This window comes from Marinobacterium sediminicola (assembly GCF_022343685.1).
GTDB classification, from domain to species: domain Bacteria; phylum Pseudomonadota; class Gammaproteobacteria; order Pseudomonadales; family Balneatricaceae; genus Marinobacterium; species Marinobacterium sediminicola.
Genome location: NZ_CP092123.1, coordinates 2997952 through 3017762, shown reverse-complemented (window position 1 = coordinate 3017762; position 19811 = coordinate 2997952). Strand labels below are relative to the sequence as shown.

Below are 19811 nucleotides of genomic sequence, written 5' to 3'. Positions count from 1 at the left end.
GAGCTCGCGATGAGTTTGGATGTCGATCAGGAAATTCTGGAAGATTTTCTCGTAGAAGCCGGAGAGATTCTGGAGCAGCTCTCCGAGCAGCTCGTGGATCTGGAGCAGCGTCCCGACGACCGGGATCTGCTGAATGCAATCTTCCGCGGGTTCCATACCGTTAAGGGGGGCGCTGGCTTCCTGCAACTGGATGCGATGGTGGAGTGCTGCCACAAGGCAGAAAACCTCTTTGACCTGCTGCGCAACGGTGAGCTGAGCGTCAGTTCAGAGTTGATGGATGTGGTACTGCAGGCATTGGATGCCATCAATGCCATGTTTGAATCCGTTCGTGCCGGACAGGAACCTGAGCATGCTTCAGCAAACTTGCTGCAAGCGCTGGTGACCTTCGCCGAGGGCGGCGCGCCGGCTCCGGTGGCAAGTGCGCCGGCTCCTGCGCCTGCCAGGCCCGCCCCCGTTGCTCCGCAACCCGCGGCTGAGCCTCTTGCTCCAAATCCCAATACGCCGATGGATGACTTCGAGTCATTGTTGGGCGATTTGGCCGGTAGCCACTCCGAAGTGCCTGCCTCATCGGGCGCAGATGCGGGTAGTGGAGATGACTTGATTACTGAAGACGAGTTCGAAGCCCTGCTCGATGAACTGCACGGTCCGGGCAAGGGGCCGAGTGTTGCTGATGCAGACGGTCCCGCGAACGTTGAAGTGTCAACCAGCGGTGATGATTTGATCAGCGATGATGAATTCGAGGCACTGCTGGATGATCTTCAGTCGTCCGGACAGGGGGCCTTCGCTCATCTTCAGCATCCGCCCGCTGAGGCGCCCAAACCTGCCGTTGCCGCCGTTAAAGCAGAGCCGCGCATGAGTGCGCCTGCGGTGGTCGCGGCTCCACCCATGGTCGAAGAGCCTGTTGAAATAAAGGAAACCAAGGCCAAGCCCTCTGCCAACAAGCCTGCCGCCGAAAGCAACGTACGTGTGGATACGCGTCTGCTGGACAAGATCATGAACATGGTCGGTGAGCTGGTGCTCGTGCGTAACCGTCTGGTGCGCCTGGGTGGAACTCGCGAAGACGAGGAGATGGCCAAGGCACTGGGGACCCTGGATATGGTCACCGCTGACTTGCAGACCTCGGTCATGAAGACTCGCATGCAGCCGGTGAAAAAGGTCTTTGGCCGCTTCCCGCGCCTGATTCGCGATCTCTCGCGCAACCTGAAAAAAGAGGTTCGCCTGGAGCTGCGCGGAGAGGAAACCGATCTCGACAAGAACCTGGTCGAAGCCCTGGCTGACCCGCTGATTCACTTGGTGCGTAATGCCGTCGACCACGGTATAGAAGCACCGGATAAGCGTGCCGCCATCGGCAAGCCGCGTGAAGGCCACGTGCTGCTGTCGGCTGAGCAGGAAGGCGACCACATCCTGCTGATTATTCAGGATGACGGTGCCGGTATGGACCCCGAAATCCTGCGTAATCTGGCGGTCAAGCGCGGCATGATGGATGCTGAAGCCGCTCGTCGCCTGACCGATCAGGAATGTTTCAACCTGATTTTCCAGGCTGGCTTCTCGACCAAGACCGAGGTGTCAGATGTGTCGGGCCGCGGTGTTGGCATGGATGTGGTGAAAACCAAGATCACCCAGCTGAACGGCACACTCAGCATCGATTCCATTCTTGGTCAGGGTACCCGGATCGCCATCCAGGTTCCGCTGACACTGGCAATCATGCCTACATTGATGGTGATGCTGGAAGGCCAGGCCTTTGCGCTGCCATTGGTGAACGTCAATGAAATCTTTAACCTGGACCTGACCAAAACCAATATCGTTGATGGCCAGCAGGTGATCATTGTCCGAGATCAGGCGCTGCCGCTGTTCCACCTCAAGCGCTGGCTGGTACAGGGTCAGGCGGGAGCAGAACTTCCCGATCAGGGCCACGTGGTGATCGTCAGCGTCGGTACGACCCGCGTTGGCTTCGTTGTCGACCAGTTGGTAGGACAGGAAGAAGTGGTGATCAAACCCTTGGGCAGCATCCTGCACGGTACTCCGGGCTTGTCCGGCGCGACGATTACCGGCGATGGCCGTATCGCTCTGATTATCGATATACCTAACTTGTTGAAATATTACGCATCGACCTGAAGCGGCAGGCGTATATGAGGGATCTTTATGCCGGTTAAAGTGCTGATTGTCGATGACTCGGGGTTCTTCCGTCATCGCATCGAAGAGATGCTGCGGGATGATCCCAGGCTTCAGGTGGTTGGTACGGCTGTGAATGGCAAGGAGGCAGTCGAGCAGGTCAAGCGGCTGAAGCCTGATGTGGTGACCATGGATGTGGAAATGCCGCAGATGAACGGCATTGAAGCAGTGCGCATAATCATGCGGGAAGCACCAACCAATGTGCTGATGCTCTCCTCGCTCACCCACGAAGGCGCGCGGGTTACCCTGCAGGCTCTGGAAGCCGGAGCCGCTGATTATCTGCCGAAGGACATTCGCGCCTGGATGGACAAGAACAGCGGCGTTCGCTCCCAGCTGATCGACCGACTGGTCGCGCTGGGCCGTACTCGGCGTTTCCGCCAGAGCAGTGCATTTGAGCGCTCCTACCCGGGACGCGAGCAGAAAGGGACGACGATGGTATTCCGTCCCGATGAAACGCCCCCAGTGCGCCCCTCCCGTACATCACCTGCACCAGCAACTCGGTCGTCAACCACTATGTCGAGCGCAGATATGCGGCGTTCGCCATCTGCACCGGCTCAGCCCTCTGCGTCTGGTGACAGTGCAACCACACTTGCCTCAAGGGTCAAGTTTCCGGACTGTAAGCTGGTGGTCATCGGTGCATCAACGGGGGGGCCTGCCGCTCTGCAAAAGGTCCTGACGCAACTGCCTGCGAATTATCCTTACCCCGTTCTGTTGGTGCAGCATATGCCCAAGACCTTCACTCAGGTCTTTGCTGAACGACTCAATCAGCAGTGTCAGATTCGCGTAAAAGAAGCTGAAGATGGCGACCGCCTGGTTCCTGGTCAGGCATTGCTGGCGCCCGGTGGGCTCCAGATGATGCTGGACCCACGACAGAAGGACAGGGTACGGATCCTTGTCGGCGACGAGCGCATGACGTATAAACCCAGTGTCGATGTGACCTATGCCTCGGCGGCAAAAACCTTTGGTAACAAAGTGTTGGGCGTCATCCTGACCGGCATGGGCTCTGATGGCTGTGACGGTGCGCGGCTGCTGAAGCAGGCGGGTTCAGCCATGTGGGCGCAGAATCGTGAAAGTTGCACTATCTACGGCATGCCTCAGGCGGTGGTCAATGCAGGACTGGCCGATGCCATCCTTGAGCTTGACGACATTGGACCACTGTTGGCGCAGCGCGGATCGCGTTAAGTCGTAGCCTTGCAGACATAACAGGATCATAAACAGATGCAGGTATGGGCAGTTGCTAACCAGAAAGGGGGCGTGGGCAAAACCACCACGGCGATCTCTCTGGCCGGACTATTGGCGGAAGTCGGTTATCGAGTGTTGCTGGTTGACCTCGACCCTCATGGCTCAATGACCAGTTATTTCCGTTATGACCCCGATGAACTGGAGCGCAGTGTCTATGACCTGTTCAGTCAAACGCGTGTTGATGCCGAACAGGTACGTGAGCTGATTCTCGATACCAGTCATGACAGCATCAAACTGATTCCGGCATCAACGGCGCTGGCAACGCTTGAGCGTAAGGCAGTAGCACAGGAAGGCATGGGATTACAGGTTGCCAAGGCGCTACGCCATTTGCAGGCTGAATACGACTATGTGTTGATCGATAGTCCTCCTGTTCTGGGCGTTCTGATGGTCAATGCATTGGCGGCCTGTAGTCACCTGCTGGTCCCGGTGCAAACCGAATTCCTGGCGTTGAAAGGTCTGGAGCGCATGGTACGAACCATCCAGATGATTAATCGCGCACGCAAGAACAAGTTACCGTTTACGATCGTACCGACCTTTTATGACCGCCGTACACAGGCTTCAGTGAATAGTCTCAGGGAGCTTCATGCGCATTACCCGGAGCACCTTTCCAATGCGGTCGTGCCCGTCGATACCAAGTTCAGAAATGCCAGCCTCAAGGGGCTGGTGCCCTCGTCACTCGATGCGGGTAGCAGAGGGGTGCACGCCTATGCCCGTCTGCTGCGTAGTCTGCTGGAACCACGAGAACAGGAGTGACCGATGGCGGATCAAAAGCAAGTTGTCTACGAATATCTCGAAGCTTTGTTGAACGACTCTCCGCTGTTGGACGAGGATGAAACCGGCCAGGTTACTGATGACGTCCAATCGGCGGCTGACGTGCAAGAGGCACCGGAAGAAAATTCGGTTATCGCGGGCTCGACGGAGGCGGTAACGACCAACACAATGGCTGTTGAGCCTGAGCCTGAGCCTGAGCCTGAGCCTGAGCCTGAGCCTGAGCCTGAGCCTGAGCCTGAGCCTGAGCCTGAGCCTGAGCCTGAGCCTGAGCCTGAGCCTGAGCCTGAGCCTGAGCCTGAGCCTGAGCCTGAGCCTGAGCCTGAGCCTGAGCCTGAGCCTGAGCCTGAGCCTGAGCCTGAGCCTGAGCCTGCACCAGCGCCGGCTCCCCAGCCGGTCGCAGCAGAAGCGCCTGAGGCCTTGCCCCTACCTCCTGCAGCAGCCAAGCTGGGAGCTGAGGTCAACTGTATTCTCGTAGACATGCATGGTCTCAAGCTGGCCATACCCTTCGACTTTGTTGAAGGCTCCCTGCACCTGGCCGATATTTCCATGAGCCTGGATGGGCCTGAGTGGATGATCGGACGCTTTGGTCAGGAGCCCGCTTGGACCCGGATCGTCGATACGGCACGATGGTTGATTCCTGAACGCTACAAGCCCGAGTACTCGCGTTATTCGGAAATTGTCATCCTGAAAGGACGCCGCTGGGCGCTGGCCTGTGATGAACTGGTGCAGTCAGTGCGTATTCCGACCGCAGCAATCAACTGGAACCGGGACCCGAACCACCGCGCCTGGTTGATGGGGACCTATATGCCGGAGCGTTGTGCCATTCTTGATATTGAGCACATGCTGCTCGACTTCGAGGCCGCCTGTGTATGAAGTCGATGAAGCCAAGGGCGTGATCAGTTACACTGCACTTTTTCCTAAACTGGTTTAATCGGATCAGGATTCGGGTGTGGCTGAGTATTCTCTGTTCTTCATGCTGTTGCTGACCCTGATCGCCTGTGTGGCGGTCGGGATCTGCCTTTATGTATTGGTGCGTCTCAAGCGCCAGGAGCGGCAGCATCAGGCGTTGATCAACGTGTTGCGCAATGAGATTCGTTCGATGACCAATGGATCCATCGGCATGGGCAAGCGTTTGATGGCGATCGAACGCAAACTCAATATCACGGTAGAGAAGCAGCAAGAGCTGGAGAATCGTGATCCGGGCGCCCTGGCCTATAACCAGGCGGCCAAACTGATGGAGATGGGAGCGTCAGTGGATGACTTGGTGCGTAACTGCGGTATTGGACGCCCCGAGGCTGAACTCATGGCGCTGTTGCACCGTGAACTCCACAGCAACGAGCTGTTGCCGGATCGTCAACAACGTCACTGATTGCCAGCTGTATCGCCACTGTCCCTGAGTCCGTAGGCAAACGCGATGACCTCGGCAATGGCGCGATAGAGCGCCTCCGGAATTTCCTCTCCCAGCTCCAGCCGAATCAGTACTTCGATCAGCTCCGGACTCTGGTGAATGTGGATGTCATGTTCCTCAGCCAGCGCCAGAATCTGTTCTGCTATCAAGCCGCGCCCCTTGGCCACTACGCGCGGGGCACCCGGATTGTCGGGGTCGTACTTCAGTGCAACGGCACTGCGCTCTTTATCCACAGGCTTGTTCATGTATGCACGTCCACCAGGCGGCGTTGGATGTCATTCAGCTTGGGTTGTTGAGGTTTACCCTGGCGTGCCTGGATATGATCAACAATGAAGCCCTTGTCGTGTAGCGTCTGGGTAAAAGGATCCAGCTGTTGCTCTATCCGGCGCAGGGTCGGGAGCGCCTCCGCCCAGAACTGCAGTTGCAGCCGCCAGCCTTCGTGAAGGCTGAGGCGCACATCGACACTACCCTGTTGATGCAAGTCGAAACTCAACGCTACATTCCAGAATGACTGATACTCACCATCAGGGTCAGGGCGCCGTTGCTCGGTGATTGTCAGCTCGGCGTTATCATGGCGTTCCTCCAGGCGAATCGGTATATCCAGCCTGAAAACACGTTCTTGCCCACCATCCGGCAGCTCCTTCCAGGCCTGCAGGCTGCTGACCTGCTGGCTGGTACTGCGTGCCTGAAGGGCTTCTACCAATCGTTGCATCTGTTGACGTGGTTCAGGTGGTAGCTGCTCGGCTGCTTTCAGCAGTTGTCCCAGCTGCTGCTTGAGGTTCAGCGGGGGCTTGTCACTGTTGCCGCTTCGAGCCAGCTGGGATTCGGTCAGCAGACCGCCCTGTTGCAGGTTACGCTGAATGGCTTGGTCAGCGTCGGGGCTGCCGGGGGTAACACTGAACAGGCTGAGCATGGATTGCACCAGCTGACCGATGGCTCCCTGGCCTCTTACAGCGGGTGTTTGGCTCAACTGAACCAGTTGGTTGAGTGCATCGCCGAGCGGAATCTGCTGCGGCAGCGCTTGCCGAAGCGCCTGCTGCAGAGCGCTTTGGGCAGCGGGACTCTTGCCGGGTGATTCGGGAGGAGGTGCTGCTTGCATCTGGACCTGCTGCTCGTTGACCCGTGTCAGTGTCACTTGCTGGCCTGCCTGAAGCGGTCTTGGGCTGATCAGCTGCACTTGCTGGCTTTCGATCCTGAGCTGAACAAGGTGCATGACCGGCTGGCGGGGTTGATGCTGTGACAAGGTCTGCAGCAAAGCGCTACCCGCCAGGCTGACGCGGGCCGCTGCAGGCGGTGTGTTGGCCGACTCACGAGAACTGGTGCCTGAGTTGACCGTATCGGATCGGGCGGGTTGGCCCCGAGTTTCCTGAGGGCTGTTCGGGTTCTGCGGTTTGGGATCAGCTGCAGAGGTGGGTGCGGCCGGTGTTGAAGAAGCACGAACCTCTGGGCTGGTAGGAGGTAGCGGGACTGAAGGGCTGGCAGTGCGCTGACCAGCGGGTGCGGACTGTGCAGGCGTACCGGTTGTCTGTGAGCTTGTGGTGTTTGCAGATGGAGAATTGTTGCTCGAAACAGTCGAAGTAACGGTGGTGCCTTTGTTGCTCGCCCCGGCTGCCAGTGCTTCACCCAGTTGGCTGACTTGTTGCAACTGTGCGCTGAAGACTCTGGCCGGTGTAGTGGATGTGGCCGCGCCATTGGATGGGCTGGCGTTTGGGCTTCCTCCTGCCGCCGGAACGTTTCCCGCAGCCGAGCCTGTCGCCGAAGCGGAGCGACTGGCAGAAGACGGTGGTGGGACAGGCGATGTTTGCCCGGCCTGGCTGCTCTGGACAGAAGGCATTGCTGAGCCCTGAGAGGCCCCCGCTGTGGCTGTGGTGCTGCTGCCGGATAATGTCGAAGATACTGGCGAAGAGGTTGTTGCCGGATTCCTGGCGGCTGGTGTCGGAGGTGCTTGTGGCGGAGTTGTGGGTGGCCGAGGCGGTGAGGACGATGCTGCAGCAGGTGCAGGTGCTTTAGGCGTGGTCGTCGCAGTTGAAGTTGTGGATGTCGCCGCGGGTGTTGACGCTGAGGTTTGTGATTGTGTTGCGGCTCTGGCAGATGTGGGCTCTGCGGTGCCCGGTTGTGTTGGTGTTGAACTGACCACGCGTGCCGGCAAGGTGACATTCAACGGCAGTGCTTGTTGCAGCTGTGCAGCCAAGGTCGCCGGTGCCTGCAGCAACAGAGAAGGGCGTGCCTGTATGACGGCTGCGTTGGGTGTTTGCGGAGACGGCAGCGTCAATTGCAGCTCGCCACCGGGGCTTCTGCTGAGTGTTACCCTGTCCCCTGTATTCAGAGGGGCGCGGGTGATCAACTCAAGCAGCCGGTTGTTGATCTCCACTTGTACCTTGAGCACCTGGCTGCCGGCGTCACCCGAAGATACTTGTCGCACAACGGCTGAAACTTCTCGCCCACCCGTCGGCAACAGCTGGTCTATGGCAGCCGTTTTGGTCGTGCTGCTGGTGATGCTGCTGCTTGAGGTGGTGGTCGTAGGTAGCACCCGTTTACTCCATGCTGGCTTAAAGTTGAGCCTGACGGTGGTCTGCCAATCTGTATATAATGGCGCCTCAGTTCATTATCGACCAGCCGCATGTTTTTTGAAGGGCCTACGCGTGTCTGAACAGCTCTTGTCAGTACAGAAGCTATTTTGCGAACGGGATGATCGGGTGCTGTTCAGTCAGCTCAGTTTTGCCCTTTCTGCTGGGGAAATTGTACAGATCGAAGGCCAGAACGGCAGCGGGAAAACGACCTTGTTACGTATTCTCAGCGGTCTGTCGCGAAACTTTGAAGGTGAAATTTTCTGGCGAGGTGAACCCGTTGCCGAGATTCGAGAGCAATTTTGCCGCGAAATGCTTTATTTCGGTCACCATGCCGGCGTCAAATCCGTTCTGACCCCCGAAGAAAACCTGCGCTGGTACGCTGCCCTGAGTCCCGCGATTGATGCCTCTGGTATTGCTGATGCGCTGGAACAAGTGGGTTTGAAGGGTTTTGAGGATGTTCCCTGCCATTCGCTTTCAGCGGGTCAAAACCGGCGTGTCAGTCTGGCGCGACTGTATTTGAGTCAGGCCCCACTCTGGATTCTCGATGAACCTTTCACTGCGATTGACAAGCGAGGCGTTGCGGCCAAGGAGCAGCTATTGCTGCAGCATGCCCAGCGGGGAGGCAGTGTGATTCTGACCACGCATCATGAGCTGGGTATTCGCGGCCCTGTTCGCAAGATCAATTTGGATCAGTTGGCGGGAACTTCAGCATGAGAATGGACACTAATTCCCGACAATCAGCTGCACCCGGGGTGGCAGGTCTTTTCATGGCGACCTGCCGACGTGAGTTTTTGCTTTCATTCCGACGCAAGAGCGACCTGGTTAACCCGCTGATTTTCTTTTTGATGGTGGCGACTCTGTTCCCGCTGGGGGTAAGTCCTGAGCCCGGTTTTCTGGCCCAGATCGCCCCGGGTGTCGTTTGGGTGGCAGCCTTGCTGGCAACGCTGCTGTCCATGGATGCGCTGTTTCGCTCCGACTATGAAGACGGGTCACTGGAGCAGCTGCTGCTGAGCCCTCAGCCGCTGTTTATAGTGGTGCTGGCAAAAGTAGTCGCCCACTGGATGATGACGGGCCTGGCACTGACTATCATGGCGCCATTGCTTGGCCTGATGCTGTTTCTGCCTTCTGAGGGGATGCCGGGCCTGATGCTGAGCCTGTTGCTGGGAACGCCAACGTTGAGCCTGGTGGGTGCCATCGGTGCGGCCCTGACCGTGGGGCTGAAGAAGGGGGGAGTATTGATCTCCCTGCTGGTGTTGCCGTTGTACATTCCGGTGTTGATCTTTGGATCCAGTGCCGTGCAAGCGGCAGTAACCGGATTGCCGCTGGGTGGCTATCTGGCGTTGCTGGGAGCCTTGTTGGCTCTGGCACTGGGACTGGCGCCGTTGGCAATCAGTGCGGCACTGCGAATTTCGATCAGTAGTTAAAAGAAGAGACATTATGGCCGAGAAAAAATGGATGCCGCGCTGGTTTTACCAACTTGCCTCGCCGCGCTGGTGCTACGAAATTACCGGCAAGCTTTTGCCCTGGTTTTTCGCCGCTGCAGTTGTGTTGCTGATCGGTGGCGCTGTCTGGGCACTGCTCTTTGCCCCGGCTGATTATCAGCAGGGCAACAGCTTTCGCATCATTTATCTTCATGTGCCCTCCGCCATTCTGGCCCAGTCGGCCTATATGTTGATGGCGGTTGCCGGTGCTGTCGGCTTGATCTGGAAAATGAAAGTGGCCGACATGGTGCTCAAGTCGGCGGCCCCGATTGGAGCCTCCATGGCCGTGCTGGCATTGGCTACCGGTGCCATCTGGGGCAAGCCAACCTGGGGCTCCTGGTGGGTGTGGGACGCCCGTCTGACATCGATGTTGATTCTGTTTTTCCTGTATCTCGGTGTCATGGCATTGAACTCCGCGATAGAAAACGAGTCCACTGCTGCTCAGGCATCGGCGGTGCTGGCGCTGGTGGGGCTGGTGAATATCCCGATCATCAAATATTCGGTGGAGTGGTGGAACACCCTGCATCAGCCAGCCACCTTCAAACTGACTGAAAAACCGGCCATGCCGGCTGAAATGTGGCTTCCGCTGCTGGTGATGGTAATCGGCTTCTATTGCTTCTTTGCCGTCAGCCTGATGCAACGGTTGCGGAATGAAATTATCTGGCGTGAACGCCGTACTGGCTGGGTACGCGAACTTCTGAACAAGCAGTGAGGTCGAGGTGAGTTTCGATAGCTTCTCCGAATTTCTGTCCATGGGTGGCCATGGCCTCTATGTCTGGCTCAGTTATGGTCTGGGTGTGGTAATTCTGGTTGCCAACCTGATTGTGCCGAAACTGGCTCGTGATCACCTGCTGAAGGAGCAGAAGCGTCGTTTGCGTCGTGAGGAGGGGGTACGATGACACCGAAACGGAAACAGCGGCTACTGGTCGTGCTGTTCATAGTCTTCGGCGTTAGTGCGGCCGTTGGCCTGACATTGTTTGCGCTTAATCAGAACATCAACCTGTTCTATTCACCGACCCAGATAGCGGCTGGTGAAGCACCGGTTAATACCCGTATCCGTGCCGGTGGCATGGTCGTGGATGGCAGCGTCAAACGTGACTCGGAATCCCTGTTTGTGCGCTTTGATATCACGGACTATGACAAGACGGTCACTGTTGAGTACACCGGTATTCTGCCGGACCTGTTCCGCGAAGGTCAGGGCATTGTGGCTCAGGGCTCACTGAATGAGCAGGGCGTTTTACAGGCCGTTGAAGTACTCGCCAAGCATGATGAAAACTATATGCCGCCAGAAGTGGCCGAAGCTTTGGAAAAGGCCGGAAAAATGCCGATGCCAGAAGGCCAGGAGTTCAATAAATGATCATTCCGGAGCTGGGTGAATACGCCCTTATTCTGGCACTTTGTCTTGCGGTCCTGTTGGCTACGGTTCCACTGGCTGGTGCCACACGCGGTAACACCTTGTGGATGTCCTATGCTCGACCACTGAGCAAGGGGATGTTCCTGTTTACTCTGTTCAGTTTCCTGTGTCTTTCCTGGTCATTCATTGATAACGATTTCTCCGTAGTCTACGTCGCCAGCAACTCCAATACGGCACTGCCCTGGTATTACCGCCTGAGTGCGGTGTGGGGCGGACATGAGGGTTCTCTGCTGTTGTGGGCGCTGATTCTGGCCGGTTGGACGCTGGCTGTGGCGGTGAAAAGCCGCAACCTGCCTCAGGACATCATCGCCCGAGTTCTGGCGGTGATGGGATGGATCTCCATCGGTTTCTATCTGTTCATCCTGTTTACTTCCAGCCCGTTTGAACGTTACCTGCCGGGGTATCCGCAGGAAGGTGCTGACCTCAACCCCCTGCTGCAGGACTTCGGCCTGATCGTGCACCCGCCGATGCTCTATATGGGGTATGTCGGCTTTGCCGTTGCCTTTGCCTTTGCCATCGCAGCACTGCTCAGCGGTCGCCTGGATGCGGCCTGGGCGCGCTGGTCTCGTCCCTGGACTTCTGTAGCCTGGGCATTCCTGACGCTGGGTATCGCTCTGGGCAGCTGGTGGGCCTACTACGAGCTGGGCTGGGGGGGCTGGTGGTTCTGGGACCCGGTGGAAAACGCCTCTCTGATGCCCTGGCTGGTGGGTACGGCACTGGTACACAGCCTGGCCGTCACCGAGAAGCGCGGCGTATTCAAAAGCTGGACAGTCCTTTTGGCCATCTTTGCCTTCTCGCTCAGCCTCCTCGGAACTTTCCTGGTGCGCTCAGGCGTATTGACCTCGGTGCATGCCTTCGCATCTGACCCGGATCGTGGCCTGTTTATTCTGATCATGCTGGCGGTCGTAATCGGTGGCTCTTTGCTGCTCTACGCGCTGCGTGCCGGTCAGATGCGCAGCGAATCCAGTTTTGGTCTGCTTTCGCGCGAAAGCCTTTTGCTGGTCAACAACGTGCTGCTGGTGGTGTCCTGTGCAATGGTACTGTTGGGCACTATCTATCCGCTGATCGTGGATGCCTTGGGCATGGGCAAGCTATCCGTGGGCCCGCCCTATTTTAATGCTCTGTTTATTCCGCTGATGTCGATCATGCTGGTCTTCATGGGAGCTGGTGTCATCAGCCGCTGGAAGCAGACACCGCTGAGCATGCTGGTGCAGCAGCTCTGGCTGCCGGGCATTGCGGCGATCGTTTTGGGGATTGGTGCAACCTGGCTCTATGCCGGTGAGCTGGAACACTGGGTCACGCTGGGCATCGTGCTGGCCTGGTGGGTTGTGCTGGCAGGGTTGCGTGATCTCTACAACCGTCTGCGTCACCGCAGCGAGAAGCTGGCCGGTCTGCTGAAGCAAAGTCGCAGCTACTATGGCATGGTGCTGGCGCATCTTGGGGTCGCGGTTCTGGTCGTCGGTGTGGCGCTGGTGTCCATCTACAGTGAACAGCGTGATCTGCGTATGCAGCCGGGAGATTCAGTCACCTTCCGCAATTACACCTTTGTTTACGAGGGTAACAAGCATGTGGAAGGTCCCAACTACACCTCGGATCAGGGCCAGATCAGGGTGTTGTACGAAGACGAGCCTTATGCCCTCATGCGTCCCGAAAAACGTCTGTATACGGCACGTGGCAATGTCATGACCGAAGCGGCGATCGATCCCGGTTTTACCCGTGACTTGTATGTGGCACTGGGCGAACCGCTGGAAAATGGTGCCTGGGCTGTGCGTGTACAGTATAAGCCCTATGTACGTTGGCTCTGGCTGGGGGGGCTGTTGATGACTGCCGGTGGCTTGCTGGCTGCTTCGGATCCACGTTATCGCAAACGTATGCGTTCGGCTGAAGCCTGATACAGAGAGGTTCTGATGAATAATCGTAAGCTGTTTGCATTTATTCCGCTGGTGATCTTCATCGTGTTGGGCATCTTCCTCTGGCGGGGGCTGTCGATCGATCCTACCGAGCTGCCTTCCGCGCTGGCTGACAACAAGCGGCCGGTGCCGGCGTTCGAGCTGCCATCCTTGACTGAGCCTTCGGTGATGTTGAGTAATGCCGACCTAAAAGGTGAGGTTGCTCTGCTGAATGTCTGGGCCACCTGGTGCCCGACCTGCAAGGAAGAACATGGCTTCCTCAACCGCCTGGCTCAGGATGAAGGCGTGACCATCTACGGGATCAACTACAAGGACGAGCCTGCCAAGGCACGTGAGTGGTTGCGCCGTTATCTCAACCCGTACAAGAAGGTCATTCTGGATGAAAAGGGAACGCTTGGCCTGGATATGGGCGTATATGGCGCACCTGAAACCTATGTGCTCGATGCAGACGGTGTGGTGCGCTATCGACACGTCGGCGCCGTGGATGCCAGTGTCTGGAAAACCCTGCAGCAGGTGATGGCACAGGTTGAGCAGGAGGCGGTGAAATGAAGGCCTTGCTGCTATCCCTGATGCTGTTGTTGCCGTTCTCGGCACAGGCGGCGATTGATGCTTATGAATTCTCTGATGAGCAAAAGGAGGCGCGCTTCCAGCAGTTGACAGGCGAACTGCGTTGCCCCAAGTGTCAGAACCAGAATATTGCCGATTCCGATGCGCCGCTGGCGTCAGACCTGCGACGTGAGGTTCATCGCATGCTGGAAGAGGGAGAGTCGGATGAAGGGATCATCGACTTCATGGTGACCCGCTACGGTGATTTTGTGCTTTACCGCCCTCGTGTTAACGAGACAACCTGGCTGCTTTGGTACGGTCCTTTCGTGCTGCTGGGCATTGGTGTACTGGTCGTTGTTCTGATCAGCCGAAATCGTCGCCAGAGCACGCCGACAGGGCCTAAAGCCTCATCAGAGGTGGGTGGTCAGTATCAGGCCAGTGAGGGCCTCACGACTGAGGAGGCGGAACGCCTGAACAAGTTACTGCAACGGGATTCTGATCAATGACCAATTTGTGGATAGGGATCGGCGTACTGACGCTGATCGCCATCGCCTTCATGTTCTGGCCTCTGCTGCGTCACCAGCGTCTGGTGCGCACGGAAGTGGCAAAACGCCAGCAGCAGAATATTGATATCTTCCGCGAGCGTTTGGCTGAGCTGGAAAATGAACGTGCGCAGGGTACGCTGGCCGATGAAGAGTTTGCCACACTCAAGCTCGAGCTGGAGCGGAACCTGCTGATCGATGCGGAAGAGCAGCCGACACAACCGGTGAAGGCCGCTCGTGTCGGACAGGCGCAGCTGGTAACCGTGACGTTGCTGGCGCTGATGATTCCGGCGGCAGCCCTTGGACTATACAACCACCTGGGACGTGCGGATGACTTGGCGGTGGCATTGAACATGCCTGCACCGGGTGAAGGTCAGCCTACTCTTGAGGAAGCCCTGGCCGCGCTTGAGCAGCAACTGGAAAACAACCCCGAAAATCCGGAAGGCTGGTACCTGTTGGCCAACACCCACATGAACAGCGGCAATTATGCTGCGGGGGTGCAGGCGTTTGAGCAAGTGCTCAAGTATCTGCCGCAGGAAGCGCCTCAGTATCCCAGTGTGATGGGGCAGCTGGCTCAGGCGATGTTTTTTGCCAACGAAGGTCTTATGGATGAGCGCATCCGTACGCAGATTGATGCTACCTTGGCTCTGGAACCCAATGAAATCGCGGCGCTGGGGCTTCTGGGCATTGATGCCTATGAGCAGCAGAATTTTACCGGGGCCATCGAATACTGGCGCAAGGCTCTGATCAATGCTGATGGCGCTGCCGCCGAATCCCTGCGCAGCGGCATCCTGCGTGCCCGTGACGAACTCCGTGCCGCTGGTCAGCCGGTGCCGGACCTTCCCGAATTGGCTGAAGCCCGTATTATCCTGCAGGTGTCGCTGGCACCAGAGTTGGCCGATCGTGTCGACCCGGAGCAGACGGTATTCATCTTTGCGCGCCCAATCGGGGGACGCATGCCGTTGGCGGCCGTGAAGCGCCAGGTCAAGGATCTGCCGCTGGAGATCGAACTGAATGACTCCATGGCAATGACACCTCAAGCCCGACTGTCTTCTCAGCAGGCGGTTGAAGTCAGTGCGCGGATCAGTCAGTCAGGGCAGCCCACGCCTCAATCCGGTGATCTTCAGGGTGCGTTGAGCCCGATTGCTACTACTGGCAACGCCGAGCCTGTTACACTGGTCATCGATCAGGTGGTACAGTAATCTTCGGCGACAATTTAACAGGGTAAGGCGACAACATGGATATCAGTCTGCGCGAGTGGCTTATCATCGGCGGTGTACTGATTGTGATTCTGATTCTGGTAGATGGATGGCGCCGAGTCAGTGCCAACCGCAGCCGTCTGCGGTTGGAAATTGACCGTACCCTGTCCGAGCTGGCAGAAGACGATCCTCACAATCCTGAGCTGCCAAATGGTGGCGCACGCGTACGTGATCCCCAGGGGCAGACCCGTGCTGAAACGCAGAGAGTCGAGCCTGGCTTTGCCGATGATCAGTTCACGGCATCGCCGACACCCGAGCCATCGCTGAAAGAGATGGATCCGCTGTTTGATGATATTCCCTCGGGCGTGGTGCCTTCTCGTTCCGAGGCCAAGCCTGTCAAGAGCCGGAAAAAAATTGACGTGTCTTCCTCTGAGGCTGCTGCGCAGGAAGAGCTGGAACTGACTTTGCCGGCCGACCCAGTATCGCCAGAGTTGAAGCCGTTGGACCTGGATCAGCCGATACCGGTGCTGTTTGACGAAATCAACCCGCGTGATAATCCCGAGCTGCCGGATGATACGCTTGCTGCCTACCGTCAATCGATTGACGATGCGGAGCAGCAGGCAAGTCAGGAAGAGCCAATCTCACGTGCTGATACTGCCCCGGAATTGCCAACTGAGGATTCGGCAGAGATTGCAATCGAAGTGGCGGCGACCGAAACCAACGTTACATCGGATGAGGTTTCCGAGAGTCCGAAAAACGAGTCCACAGACAAGGCGCGCAGTGCGCGAGGGCTGAAAAGTCTGCCAGACCCCGAACATGTTCTGATCATCACCGTGGTCGGTCGCAATGGCAAACATCTGCCCGGGCCTGCGTTGGACAAGATTGTGACCGCCTGTGGCATGGAGTGGGGAGACATGTCGATCTACCACCGCCCGGAGGACAGCAATCCTGATGCGCCCATCCAGTTCAGCATGGCCAACGCGGTCGCGCCGGGGACTTTTGATCCGGATAACCTGGAGGCGCTGGAAACGCCGGCCGTGACCTTTTTCCTGTCGTTGAACGAGCCCTCGGATGCCATGACCGCCTATGAATGTATGCTGGCAACTGCCGAGACGCTGGCCAAGCATCTGGATGGTGATTTGTTGGATGAGGACCGCTCGGTGATGCGTCCTCAGACGAAGGAACACTACCGCGAACGCATCCGCGACTTTGAGATGCATCGACGTCAACGGCGGGCCAACTGAGGCCCGCTTTTGTTTCAACTCGACTTAGCCAGAATTGAATGAGCCTGCCTGAATCCGTATCCACTCGCGCTGAACAGCTGCGCGCCGAGATTGAACAACACAATTACCGTTATTACGTACTCGACCTGCCGAGCGTGCCCGACAGTGAGTATGACCGCCTGTTCCGTGAGCTGCAGCAGCTGGAAAGCGAATACCCCGAGCTGATCAATGCCGATTCGCCGACCCAGCGGGTTGGCAGGAAGCCGGATACCGGCTTTGCCGAGGTCGCACATGAACAGCCGATGTTGTCACTGGATAACGCGTTCAGTGAAGAGGACATGGCGGCATTCGTCCGCCGCCTTCTGGATCGTCTGGGTCTGGCCGCGGACGATAAACTGGATTTTGCCTGTGAACCGAAGCTGGACGGTCTGGCCGTGAGCCTGATGTACGAACAGGGGCGGCTTGCAAGGGCAGCGACACGAGGGGACGGTTATACCGGTGAAGACATCACGCTCAACGTGCGAACGCTGAAATCCGTTCCCTTGCGATTGATGGGGTCTGGCTGGCCGGATCGACTGGAAGTGCGGGGAGAGATTTATATGCCCCGCGCTGGTTTCGAGCAACTGAACGAACAGGCCAGAGCCGCCGACGAAAAGATCTTCGTAAATCCGCGCAATGCCGCTGCCGGCAGCCTGCGTCAGCTGGATCCGGCCATCACGGCCAGACGTCCTCTGGAGTTCTGTTGTTACAGTACCGGTGTTGTGGAGGGAGGCGAGCTGCCGCAAACGCACGCGGCCAGGTTGAAGCAATTGAATGCCTGGGGCCTGAAGATCAATAGCGAGATGCGTGTGGTTCAGGGGCTGGAGGGCTGTCTGGAGTATTATCATGCGCTGGCTTCGAAACGCGACCAGTTGGCCTATGACATTGACGGGATCGTGTTCAAGGTCGACCGTCTCGATCTGCAGGCAGAACTGGGGTATGTGGCACGGGCGCCACGTTGGGCGATTGCACACAAGTTCCCGGCTCAGGAGGAGATTACACGGCTGAAGGCCGTTGAGTTCCAGGTTGGGCGTACAGGCGCCATCACGCCGGTGGCGCGCCTGGAGCCGGTGTTTGTGGGTGGTGTTACCGTCAGCAATGCCACCCTGCACAATATGGATGAGATCGCGCGTCTGGGGGTCAAGGCAGGGGACCATGTGATCGTTCGCCGTGCCGGTGACGTCATCCCGCAAATCGTACAGGTGGTGGAAGACAGGCGAACAGGGGACGAAACCGAGGTACAGATTCCACGCCACTGCCCGATTTGTGGCTCTGATGTTGAGCGCACGCGTCTGGTTAAACGTGGCAAAGGGCGTGAGCAGGTCAGCGAGGGCGCAATCTATCGGTGTGTGGGACGCTTGTCCTGCCGTGCCCAGCTGACTCAGGCGCTGATCCATTTTGTGTCGCGCAAGGCAATGGATATCGATGGCCTGGGCGAGAAGAGTATCGAACAGCTGGTCGAACGTGATCTGGTCAAGTCGCCGGCCGATCTCTATCGCTTGCAGGTCAGTGACTTCCTGACGCTTGAGGGCTTTGCCCAGTTGTCCTCGGAGAATTTGTTCAACTCCATAGCCGCCAGTCGTCAGGTCGAGCTGGCTCGTTTTATCTATGCGCTGGGGATTCCTGAGGTGGGTGAGGGGACTGCCAGAGCACTGGCGGGCAAACTGGGGAACCTGCAACGGTTGCGGGAGGCCGAACCTCTGCTGTTGACCTGGTTGCCTGATATCGGTCTGGAAGTGGCGCATGAGATCCATAACTTCATGCAGGATGATCACAATCGTCAAGTTATTGACGATCTGCTGGCGCAGGGTATCCAGCTGCAGAACGAGCAGGGCGTTGCTGCCGAACTGCAGGGCAGCATCAGTCTGGAGATGTTGATCGAACGTCTGGACGTACCCGGTGTCGCCAAAACCGGTGCTCAGGCATTGGCCAAGTACTTCAAGGCCCTCGAACCCATGCTGGCAGCTGATGAATCAGTGCTGGCCGAGATTCCCAAACTGAGCAAGAAAGCCCGAGAGGGTCTGATCGGCTGTCTGAATCAGCCTCATTGGGTCGCAACTGCGCGTGCACTCGAGACACAGTTACTGGCGTTTGGCATGCACTGGAGTTGTGAACCGGAGAGTCCGGCAGCTGCATCTGCACAGCCTCTTCAGGGGCAGACCTGGGTGCTGACGGGGACGCTGGAGCAGATGACGCGCGATCAGGCCAAGGAGCGCCTGCTGGCACTGGGTGCCAAGGTCAGCGGCAGTGTCTCCGGCAAGACTCATACCGTGGTCGCCGGCCCAGGCGCAGGCTCCAAACTGACCAAGGCCGAGCAGCTCGGCGTGCCGGTGCTGGATGAGGCCGCGTTCCTGGTGCAGTTGGCGGAGTGGGAATCGGCATGATCGTCCCCTGGCAGGAGTTGGCGCCCGAGACGCTGGATAACCTGATTGAGGAGTTTGTCACCCGGGATGGAACCGACTATGGTGATCAGGAATACAGTCTGGCGCAGAAAGTTGCGCAGGTCCGCGTTGCGCTGGCGCGTGCCGAAGCCGTATTGGTCTTCAGTGAGCGCAGTGGCCTGTGTAATATCGTACCGGCCGAGCGAGTCAGCGACTGGGAACAGTGAGGTAGACCCCTATGGAACAATTGGATCAGATCACATCCATGATTGCACTTTCCATGGGGGTAGCCTGGGCCAGTGGCATTAACCTGTACGCTACGGTCCTGATGCTGGGTGTATTGTCCAACATGGGGCATTTGACACTGCCGCCAGGGCTTGAGGTTGTGGGTGATCCGCTGGTGCTGATGGCAGCCGGTTTCATGTACTGTGTGGAGTTTTTTGCTGACAAGATCCCCGGGGTCGACACTGGCTGGGATGGCCTGCATACCTTCATTCGCATTCCAGCCGGGGCTGCATTGGCAGCAGGGGCTGTGGGAGATCTGAGTCCTGCCGTTGAGCTGGCTGCGGCCCTGACTGGGGCTTCACTGGCGGCAGGCAGCCATGCACTGAAGTCAGGCACCCGTGTCCTGATCAATACTTCTCCTGAGCCAGTGACCAACTGGACAGCCTCTTTCAGTGAGGATCTGTTGGTGATTGGGGGGCTTTGGGCTGCACTGAATCACCCGCTCTGGTTCCTTGCGGGACTGGTTCTGTTTATCCTGCTGTTGGTCTGGCTGCTGCCCAAACTCTGGCGGGCGATCAAGCGGGTGTTTGCGGCGATTGCCCGCTTTTTCCGAGGAAGTGGCTCTGTTAATGATTCGTTAACCGATACCGCTACACGGGCATCTGGGCGTGAGCTGCCGCCACGGTAG

22 protein-coding genes are annotated in these 19811 nt (G+C 57.8%); 20 read left to right on the top strand and 2 right to left on the bottom strand.

The genetic code is table 11. From position 1 onward, the window contains the following. Positions 1–9 precede the first annotated feature (9 nt). From LN244_RS13795 to LN244_RS13775, 5 genes are all read left to right on the top strand, one after another. Positions 10–2115: a chemotaxis protein CheA gene (locus LN244_RS13795; RefSeq protein ID WP_239040354.1), complete on the top strand. Its 2106-nt coding sequence runs from the start codon at positions 10–12 to the stop codon at positions 2113–2115. Between the two features lie 27 nt (positions 2116–2142). Beyond that, complete coding sequence (locus LN244_RS13790) at positions 2143–3354, top strand: protein-glutamate methylesterase/protein-glutamine glutaminase (protein ID WP_239040353.1); 1212 nt, start codon at positions 2143–2145, stop codon at positions 3352–3354. 36 nt (positions 3355–3390) lie between these two features. Beyond that, positions 3391–4167, top strand: coding sequence for a ParA family protein (locus LN244_RS13785; RefSeq protein ID WP_239040352.1), 777 nt, complete (start codon positions 3391–3393; stop codon positions 4165–4167). 3 nt (positions 4168–4170) lie between these two features. After that, positions 4171–5058 carry a chemotaxis protein CheW gene (locus LN244_RS13780; protein WP_239040351.1) on the top strand — a complete coding sequence of 296 codons (888 nt, stop codon included), beginning with the start codon at positions 4171–4173 and terminating at the stop codon, positions 5056–5058. A 76-nt stretch (positions 5059–5134) separates the two neighbouring features. Then, on the top strand, positions 5135–5554 hold the full coding sequence (locus LN244_RS13775; RefSeq protein WP_239040350.1) for a DUF2802 domain-containing protein: 420 nt from the start codon (positions 5135–5137) through the stop codon (positions 5552–5554). Here LN244_RS13775 and LN244_RS13770 read toward each other — a convergent pair. Both LN244_RS13770 and fliK read right to left on the bottom strand, forming a co-directional pair. Beyond that, entirely contained in the window at positions 5548–5838 is a 291-nt protein-coding gene (locus tag LN244_RS13770; protein WP_239040349.1) for an EscU/YscU/HrcU family type III secretion system export apparatus switch protein, read from the bottom strand. The two genes, LN244_RS13775 and LN244_RS13770, sit on opposite strands and share 7 nt — an antisense overlap. Next, positions 5835–6692 (bottom strand): flagellar hook-length control protein FliK, encoded by an 858-nt coding sequence (fliK, locus tag LN244_RS13765; protein WP_239040348.1) that lies wholly within the window; start codon positions 6690–6692, stop codon positions 5835–5837. The genes LN244_RS13770 and fliK overlap by 4 nt, the downstream gene beginning before the upstream one ends. Here fliK and LN244_RS13760 point away from each other — a divergent pair. The 15 genes from LN244_RS13760 (at position 6687) to LN244_RS13690 (ending at position 19811) form a co-directional block, all read left to right on the top strand. Then, positions 6687–6833, top strand: a complete 147-nt coding sequence (locus tag LN244_RS13760; protein WP_239040347.1) for a hypothetical protein — start codon at positions 6687–6689, stop codon at positions 6831–6833. The two genes, fliK and LN244_RS13760, sit on opposite strands and share 6 nt — an antisense overlap. Positions 6834–7152: 319 nt before the next feature. Next, positions 7153–7440: a hypothetical protein gene (locus tag LN244_RS13755; RefSeq protein ID WP_239040346.1), complete on the top strand. Its 288-nt coding sequence runs from the start codon at positions 7153–7155 to the stop codon at positions 7438–7440. 12 nt (positions 7441–7452) lie between these two features. Continuing rightward, positions 7453–8877 (top strand): cytochrome c biogenesis heme-transporting ATPase CcmA, encoded by a 1425-nt coding sequence (gene ccmA, locus LN244_RS16470; protein WP_338037878.1) that lies wholly within the window; start codon positions 7453–7455, stop codon positions 8875–8877. A 53-nt stretch (positions 8878–8930) separates the two neighbouring features. Then, on the top strand, positions 8931–9587 hold the full coding sequence (gene ccmB, locus LN244_RS13745; protein WP_239040345.1) for a heme exporter protein CcmB: 657 nt from the start codon (positions 8931–8933) through the stop codon (positions 9585–9587). A 13-nt stretch (positions 9588–9600) separates the two neighbouring features. Then, a complete protein-coding gene (locus LN244_RS13740; RefSeq protein WP_275424690.1) occupies positions 9601–10356 on the top strand; it encodes a heme ABC transporter permease in 756 nt (251 codons plus the stop codon). 7 nt (positions 10357–10363) lie between these two features. Then, positions 10364–10543 carry a heme exporter protein CcmD gene (gene ccmD, locus LN244_RS13735; RefSeq protein WP_239040344.1) on the top strand — a complete coding sequence of 60 codons (180 nt, stop codon included), beginning with the start codon at positions 10364–10366 and terminating at the stop codon, positions 10541–10543. Then, positions 10540–11001 carry a cytochrome c maturation protein CcmE gene (gene ccmE, locus LN244_RS13730; RefSeq protein WP_239040343.1) on the top strand — a complete coding sequence of 154 codons (462 nt, stop codon included), beginning with the start codon at positions 10540–10542 and terminating at the stop codon, positions 10999–11001. The genes ccmD and ccmE overlap by 4 nt, the downstream gene beginning before the upstream one ends. Further along, positions 11001–12950 (top strand): heme lyase CcmF/NrfE family subunit, encoded by a 1950-nt coding sequence (locus LN244_RS13725; protein ID WP_239042424.1) that lies wholly within the window; start codon positions 11001–11003, stop codon positions 12948–12950. The genes ccmE and LN244_RS13725 overlap by 1 nt, the downstream gene beginning before the upstream one ends. Before the next feature lie 15 nt (positions 12951–12965). Continuing rightward, entirely contained in the window at positions 12966–13517 is a 552-nt protein-coding gene (locus LN244_RS13720) for a DsbE family thiol:disulfide interchange protein (protein ID WP_239040342.1), read from the top strand. Continuing rightward, complete coding sequence (locus LN244_RS13715; protein ID WP_239040341.1) at positions 13514–14020, top strand: cytochrome c-type biogenesis protein; 507 nt, start codon at positions 13514–13516, stop codon at positions 14018–14020. The genes LN244_RS13720 and LN244_RS13715 overlap by 4 nt, the downstream gene beginning before the upstream one ends. Continuing rightward, positions 14017–15258, top strand: a complete 1242-nt coding sequence (gene ccmI, locus LN244_RS13710; RefSeq protein ID WP_239040340.1) for a c-type cytochrome biogenesis protein CcmI — start codon at positions 14017–14019, stop codon at positions 15256–15258. Before LN244_RS13715 ends, ccmI begins: the two co-directional genes overlap by 4 nt. A gap of 35 nt (positions 15259–15293) precedes the next feature. Further along, positions 15294–16499, top strand: a complete 1206-nt coding sequence (gene zipA / locus LN244_RS13705; protein ID WP_239040339.1) for a cell division protein ZipA — start codon at positions 15294–15296, stop codon at positions 16497–16499. A gap of 38 nt (positions 16500–16537) precedes the next feature. Further along, complete coding sequence (gene ligA / locus LN244_RS13700; protein ID WP_239040338.1) at positions 16538–18901, top strand: NAD-dependent DNA ligase LigA; 2364 nt, start codon at positions 16538–16540, stop codon at positions 18899–18901. Then, positions 18898–19125, top strand: coding sequence for a YheU family protein (locus LN244_RS13695; RefSeq protein WP_239040337.1), 228 nt, complete (start codon positions 18898–18900; stop codon positions 19123–19125). The genes ligA and LN244_RS13695 overlap by 4 nt, the downstream gene beginning before the upstream one ends. Before the next feature lie 11 nt (positions 19126–19136). Beyond that, complete coding sequence (locus LN244_RS13690; RefSeq protein ID WP_239040336.1) at positions 19137–19811, top strand: DUF4126 domain-containing protein; 675 nt, start codon at positions 19137–19139, stop codon at positions 19809–19811.